Raw genomic sequence first — 5,659 nt, 5'->3', positions numbered from 1 at the left:
CCGCCTGCGTCAAGCCCTGCTCAAGGACCAGCTTTACGGCCTCTGAACGAAACTCTATTGAATAAGTCTTTCTCATAGTCATTACATACTCCCAATTGCCTATGGTAACAATCGGGACTGTCCGGAGAAATCAGGCTACCCCAGGTTGAATTTCCCATGGAAAGCAAGCAATTTGATGTAGCTGTACAGCTTTTCAAGGGGGAATATCCAATGAATGAGCGATTCCCAACCAGATTGCCTGGTTAGTTGTAGAGCGACTATAACCAGGGTTGTTAGAGTTGTTTGCTGTAGATAGTGACTATTTCACCACTATAAGCCAGCACCTCCTCCTCAGCCCAACCAGCACCCAGCAACAAATTGTGTGCTTTGCTGGTGCCGGAATAAATTTTGCGGAAACCCATAGTTGCCGCGGTATCCTCTATGCCGGCCAATAGCTTTGAGCCGAGTCCCCGGCCACGCATATTGGGAACGACATAGCCCGCTGCAGCCCAGGGGCCCAACTTTGGCCGCACTGTTATGGAATCATGCTTCAAGGCCATAAACCCGCTCGGGACACCGTTTATGCAGGCCACCAGGCCGCGCGGTAATGCGCTCTCGCTGGCGTAGCTCTGGATATCAGCCAGGGCGTCACCGGGGCCAGATGGCCCATAGTAGGAGGGCCATTCACTTTCAAAAAACGCCGCCAGCTGAGGTATGTCCTGCTCCCTCTCATAAAGCGGCCGGATTGTGGCTCCATGGGTCATCTGCGAACAACTCCAGCGCCGACAGAGGCGTGCCGACCAACAGCATCGCCCCTGCCGGGATTGCTATAGGGTTAGGGCTTGGCAAATACAGGCAGGACCCTGGTTGAAACTTCATTCATTATCTTATCCTCCCTGTCATGACCGGTGATAACAACAACCAGGTCAAGCTTCTTCACCGCTATAATACGCTGTCCACCAGCCCCCCAGGCGAGATTAACTTTATAGGTTTTATCCGTGATTGGCAGGTCCATTTGGTACCAAAAGTAGCCATAATTAAAGGTATCGGGTATCCAATCCTCCGTTGGCTTGGTGATATTACTAGTGGCCTTAGTTAAAAATTCTGCCGAAATAAGCTGCTCGCCATTCCATTGACCGCTATTGTTAACCAATGTCCCCAATTTGAGCATATCGCGTGATCTAATGCTGGAACCACTCTCCGCAATAGGCAAACCATTAATATCGCTTCTCCAGCCGTAAACGGTAATTCCGAGTTTTGCCAGTACCTCATCCCTGATGAAATCTTCCGCAGTTCCTGGGACCACGCGATCAAGGATCTGCATTGTAATCCGCGGGTCGGAATCCTGATAGCTGAAAGTTTGAGACTGGGGTGTTATAGCTGCACTGTATTTTAGAAGCCCCTGGACAATATTATAACCTTTTGTTTTAGAGCTGTTATCCATGATGAGTCTTAGCTTTTCATCATTTAATCGAATGCCGGAACGCATACTCATTAAATGATTCAAAGTAATATTTTCCGCACCATCCAGCAGTTGATCAGGCTTAAGTTCTTGAAAGAAATAACCTATAGGTTTGTCCAGGTCCGCCATAGTGAGATGCCCCAATTGGACGGCTCGACCAATAGCTATTGACAGGTAGGACTTGGTGACTGACGCTTGGAAGTGAGGGAGGTTCAGGCGACCTTTCTTGTAATACGATTCAAAAACCAGTTTGTCTTTATGTGAAATGAGCAGGCTATCATAATCCCCATGTTCATCACGCCCTAGCTCACGAGCAAGTGCAATAATGGAATCTCTGCTGTTACCACCAGATAACAACCCGCCAACCGTAATACCATCCGTAGTAGCGGATGGGTTTGAATCTATATAGGCGTTATCCAAATCCGGTAGTGTTTGCTCGAAAGAATAGGATAAGTTGTTGACGTCAAATTCCGATATCTCTGGCGCGCTCTTACTGTCACTTTCAGCAATGCTGGCAATACAGAATAGAGTAATACTTGCAATTAGGCTATTATGTATCAAATTGATTTCCATAATTTTCCCCGTTTAGCAAAATTAAAATTTGTTGTTCCATAAATAAAATGCCAATAAAAGAAATACTAAGGTTAGAGATTACTATTGTTGCTATGGTCTTGCGGCTCACAATTGGAACCTGAGAATTTCTATAAGCTGTGAAAATACTCCGTAGAAATCACATTTAGAGGCATTTTTTTGTTAATTAGTTCTGGGTACATGTAGAGATCTCAGTTTTAACTTTTAGTATTCTGTGCCTCTCTTGTGAACAGAAAAACCATGCAGGATAGCGATTACTGTTCAGCAGACAAGACGTTTTTTTGGATGTTTCATAGGAGCCACGCTTTTATGGTTAAACTCAACTTAAGTCAATCATTATGTTTAATGTCCAACTGTATTTGAAAATACATTCATAACAACCACACCGCCGATAATCAGCAAAATCCCTATGACAGCGGCGAAATCCAATTTTTGACCGAAAGTAACTAATCCTACCAGGGAAATCAAAACAATACCCAGACCCGACCATATTGCATAGGCCACGCCAACGGGGATGGTTTTCAAAACCAGAGACAAAAAATAGAAAGCAACACCGTAGCCAACGATTACGACAATACTTGGGGTTGGCTTTGTGAACTCATCAGACGCTTTGAGCGCGCTGGTTGCTACAACTTCAGCGATAATTGCAATTGCCAGATATATGTATCCCATATCCTTCCCATATGAACTATAGAATTCGGCCGCTCACCAGATTCATGTTTTGTATAGCGTTTACTTATATGACGAGCAAGTTATTTCATTTCTCGTTTGGCGGCCGATTTCTGTTCTATGTGAAATTAAAAAACGCCCCCACTGCAACTCCGAATGCAACACCCAGAGCAATACTTTGGGCCAAATCACCAGATGAAGCTCCCCAGGCTGTTCCTATAGCAACGCCAATGGCGGCGCCGACTCCGATTCCACTACCGCGTTTTTTCTTAGGGTCTTTATTACTATGCATAAATTTTAATCTCCATATTAAAGCGAACTATTCAATGACGATATTTGTACCTTCCGCTCAAATGCACGGGCGGGAGAGTCATAGCAAAATGGCGGCTTTCACTTCCTGTTTCTTTACTGGCTAGCACTTTTATAGGTGGCATATTGAGCCTGGTATATGGAATTGACAATAGAAAGTGTTACTAACGCAAGCAGGATTGAAAGTGCGTCTGAAATTTGCGTGATGATATTGACATTTATAAGTTCCTGCAATTCTTCTGCCCGCATTGATATACGGAAGGTTGCTTGACCAAGCGCGTTTGTAACAATCCAGAGAAACCACCAAAGCCCAAGGATTGAACCAGCCTTTTGGGTAGACCAATCACTCGGATTGTGGCTCGCCTTCCAAATTTCATTCATAGCCTGAAAGGGTTTCCAAAGAGTCAAGATAGGAATGAAGTAATAGCCGATCGACCAGCCAGGCGTAAATTCCATGTCTCTGGCACCTAACTGGCGAGCATTATAGTTTGCCCGATAAATCCATCGAAGAATCACAAAACCCGAAACAATGAAAACCACTAAATAGAAGAGGGCGATGACCTGCTGCCTTTGGTCGCTCGCTTCGCCATCTGCAACCGCCTCCTCTTGGGAGATATATACACCATTTTGATAGTCAGACAGTAATTGGTATTCCAGAAAATTGGACCATAATGAAATTATGATCACCGCAATTTGAGCATACAGCATATACCTTACCCAACTGGTAAGGCTGCTAGAATCTTTGTAGTTATTCTCAGTATCTGACATCGTTTGCGATCCTCTATCTAGAGTACTAACGCCCAAAGTAGCGGGCAAATTGTAGCGACAGAGGAAATTTATCCGACTGCCTTTGCTTATTATGTGATTCTAATCTGTCCAGGTGCCGCTCTCGGACATCACCAGCTCACCGGATCTATTTAGAAACTCTAATTTACCATCAAGATACAGTAAGTATTTTCCATGATAGGTTCCGAATTCATAACCTTGGTGGCGACACGGAGCTTTACTATCTGTACCTATTGCGAATAAATTTTTTCCGAGATATCTAGACTTATCCCCGGTTGCTAGCTCGGTGATTATAAAAAGCCTGGGTTCACAAGTCACTTCGCCTTCTTTGCAAGGATCAATATCGACTCGATATGTATCTATTGTAAGTGATTCAGCATTGGTAACTGAACAGGTTAAAAAGAAGGCAATTGATAGAATGTATTTCATAGTTTATTCATATAATTTCTAAATCATCGGTCCGTCGATGCGTAGCGTAGGCAGCCCAGCCAGTGGCCGGGCAAACCTGGCTGGTGTATGCATCGATTAAATATTTAGTCTCCACCGCCTCCGCCACAATCACCTGCACCGACATCACCAGAGTAGGCCGTTGCGTCGGAGAACCCAAAGCTGGCATTGCCGCTAAAGCAAAGATCCGCTACTTCTTGGTGTAGTGCTTCATAATTGCCGGATGATACTTCATTGAAGGATGCCTTATCGCAGAACATCGCATAAGCATGATCAATATAGTCAGAGGAGCAGCCTGTATTTTCAACAGCCGTGCCCACTTGGCCAGGTGTATAGGTTTCGGAGTAACCATAGGATGTTACTAAAAATGGCGGGAGCCTCTTAGCAATTTTCTTTATCGCTCGATTACTACCTATTTTCATTAAGAGTCCCATATTTGACACCTTGTAGTCATTTTATACCTGGTTAGGACGGCTGGCTGTGGGTCTAACTAATTTTACTGGCGGTAGTACTTAGCTTTGTTAAGGATAATCCCTGACCCGATGCTACTTAGTTTATATACTGCTATGCTAACTGCATAAAATGTATAGCATAGCAAACCAACCACGCTACCTAGCAAGAGTGCGGCAGTTCTAAAAACCAGGGTTGTACTTCGGAACAAGGAGCATCAGTATCCCAATTAAAACAATCCAAAATTTTGAATGCCCTCGTTGCCCATTGCTTACAATGGCAGCTTAAACCTCTCTTTAGTATTCATGGTCTTGTCAATTAAGGCTATACCCATAGTGTTAAGGTCAATTGACGCTGAAACCCGTTCATTGTTTTCTATTTCCATCCAAGCTTTTCTCATTCCTGATGACCAAGAGATATCGTCAAAAATAATGACTGCTGCATCTGATAGGTAAGGTATTACCTGGTTAAAGTATCGGATAACTGCATCATGATCATGATGACCATCATTGAAAAAGAAGTCGATAGGTTTGGATGTTTCAAAAACACCGCTAAGGGTTTCGTGAAAAGGGCCTGTCACAACAGATGCATTCTTGATCCCAAAGGTTTCAAAGGTGTCCTTTGCAATATTGGCTATCTCATCTGAGCCTTCAAGTGTAATAATGTTTCCTTTACCATTAATCTTTAGAGCGGAAGCTTGATAAGAGGCTGAAATTCCAACGCAAGAGCCAAGCTCTACACAAGCTAACGGTTCCAGTTTACGTATCATCTTGAAAAGAATAGTTGCCCAGAATTTAGGTTTACTCGCCGCAGTGATTTCGGATACTAGGGAACCTCTGAAAAACTGCTCCAGTCTGGCATAATTTACCCCATTTCCAACATACACAGATTCAATCATGAGCCAACTGACCTTCGCCGAAGCCGAATACACTATCAAGAAACGCAAAACACGGCGCGAACTGTTCC

At 44.0% G+C, this 5,659-nt stretch carries 8 protein-coding genes; all 8 read right to left on the bottom strand.

Features of this window, described 5'->3' with window-relative positions; all coding sequences use genetic code 11:
- Positions 1–272: 272 nt before the first annotated feature.
- Positions 273–743 (bottom strand): GNAT family N-acetyltransferase, encoded by a 471-nt coding sequence (locus AB1S50_RS18705; protein WP_367152728.1) that lies wholly within the window; start codon positions 741–743, stop codon positions 273–275.
- A gap of 71 nt (positions 744–814) precedes the next feature.
- The gene (locus AB1S50_RS18700; protein ID WP_367152727.1) at positions 815–2,014 is read right to left on the bottom strand and encodes a serine hydrolase domain-containing protein; all 1,200 of its coding nucleotides are present in this window, start codon (positions 2,012–2,014) and stop codon (positions 815–817) included.
- Positions 2,015–2,374: 360 nt separating this feature from the next.
- A complete protein-coding gene (locus AB1S50_RS18695) occupies positions 2,375–2,704 on the bottom strand; it encodes a DMT family transporter (RefSeq protein ID WP_367152726.1) in 330 nt (109 codons plus the stop codon).
- Between the two features lie 115 nt (positions 2,705–2,819).
- Complete coding sequence (locus AB1S50_RS18690) at positions 2,820–2,993, bottom strand: hypothetical protein (RefSeq protein ID WP_367152725.1); 174 nt, start codon at positions 2,991–2,993, stop codon at positions 2,820–2,822.
- 113 nt (positions 2,994–3,106) lie between these two features.
- Positions 3,107–3,778: a DUF4328 domain-containing protein gene (locus AB1S50_RS18685; protein WP_367152724.1), complete on the bottom strand. Its 672-nt coding sequence runs from the start codon at positions 3,776–3,778 to the stop codon at positions 3,107–3,109.
- A gap of 99 nt (positions 3,779–3,877) precedes the next feature.
- On the bottom strand, positions 3,878–4,225 hold the full coding sequence (locus AB1S50_RS18680; protein ID WP_367152723.1) for a hypothetical protein: 348 nt from the start codon (positions 4,223–4,225) through the stop codon (positions 3,878–3,880).
- Between the two features lie 104 nt (positions 4,226–4,329).
- Positions 4,330–4,665 carry a DUF6559 family protein gene (locus AB1S50_RS18675; RefSeq protein WP_367152722.1) on the bottom strand — a complete coding sequence of 112 codons (336 nt, stop codon included), beginning with the start codon at positions 4,663–4,665 and terminating at the stop codon, positions 4,330–4,332.
- 299 nt (positions 4,666–4,964) lie between these two features.
- The coding region (locus AB1S50_RS18670; protein WP_367152720.1) for an O-methyltransferase at positions 4,965–5,659 on the bottom strand (695 nt) is incomplete at its 5' end.

The sequence above is a fragment of the Microbulbifer discodermiae genome (assembly GCF_040742695.1).
In the GTDB taxonomy this organism is placed as follows: Bacteria; Pseudomonadota; Gammaproteobacteria; order Pseudomonadales; family Cellvibrionaceae; genus Microbulbifer.
This window is presented reverse-complemented; position numbering and strand designations above follow the sequence as displayed.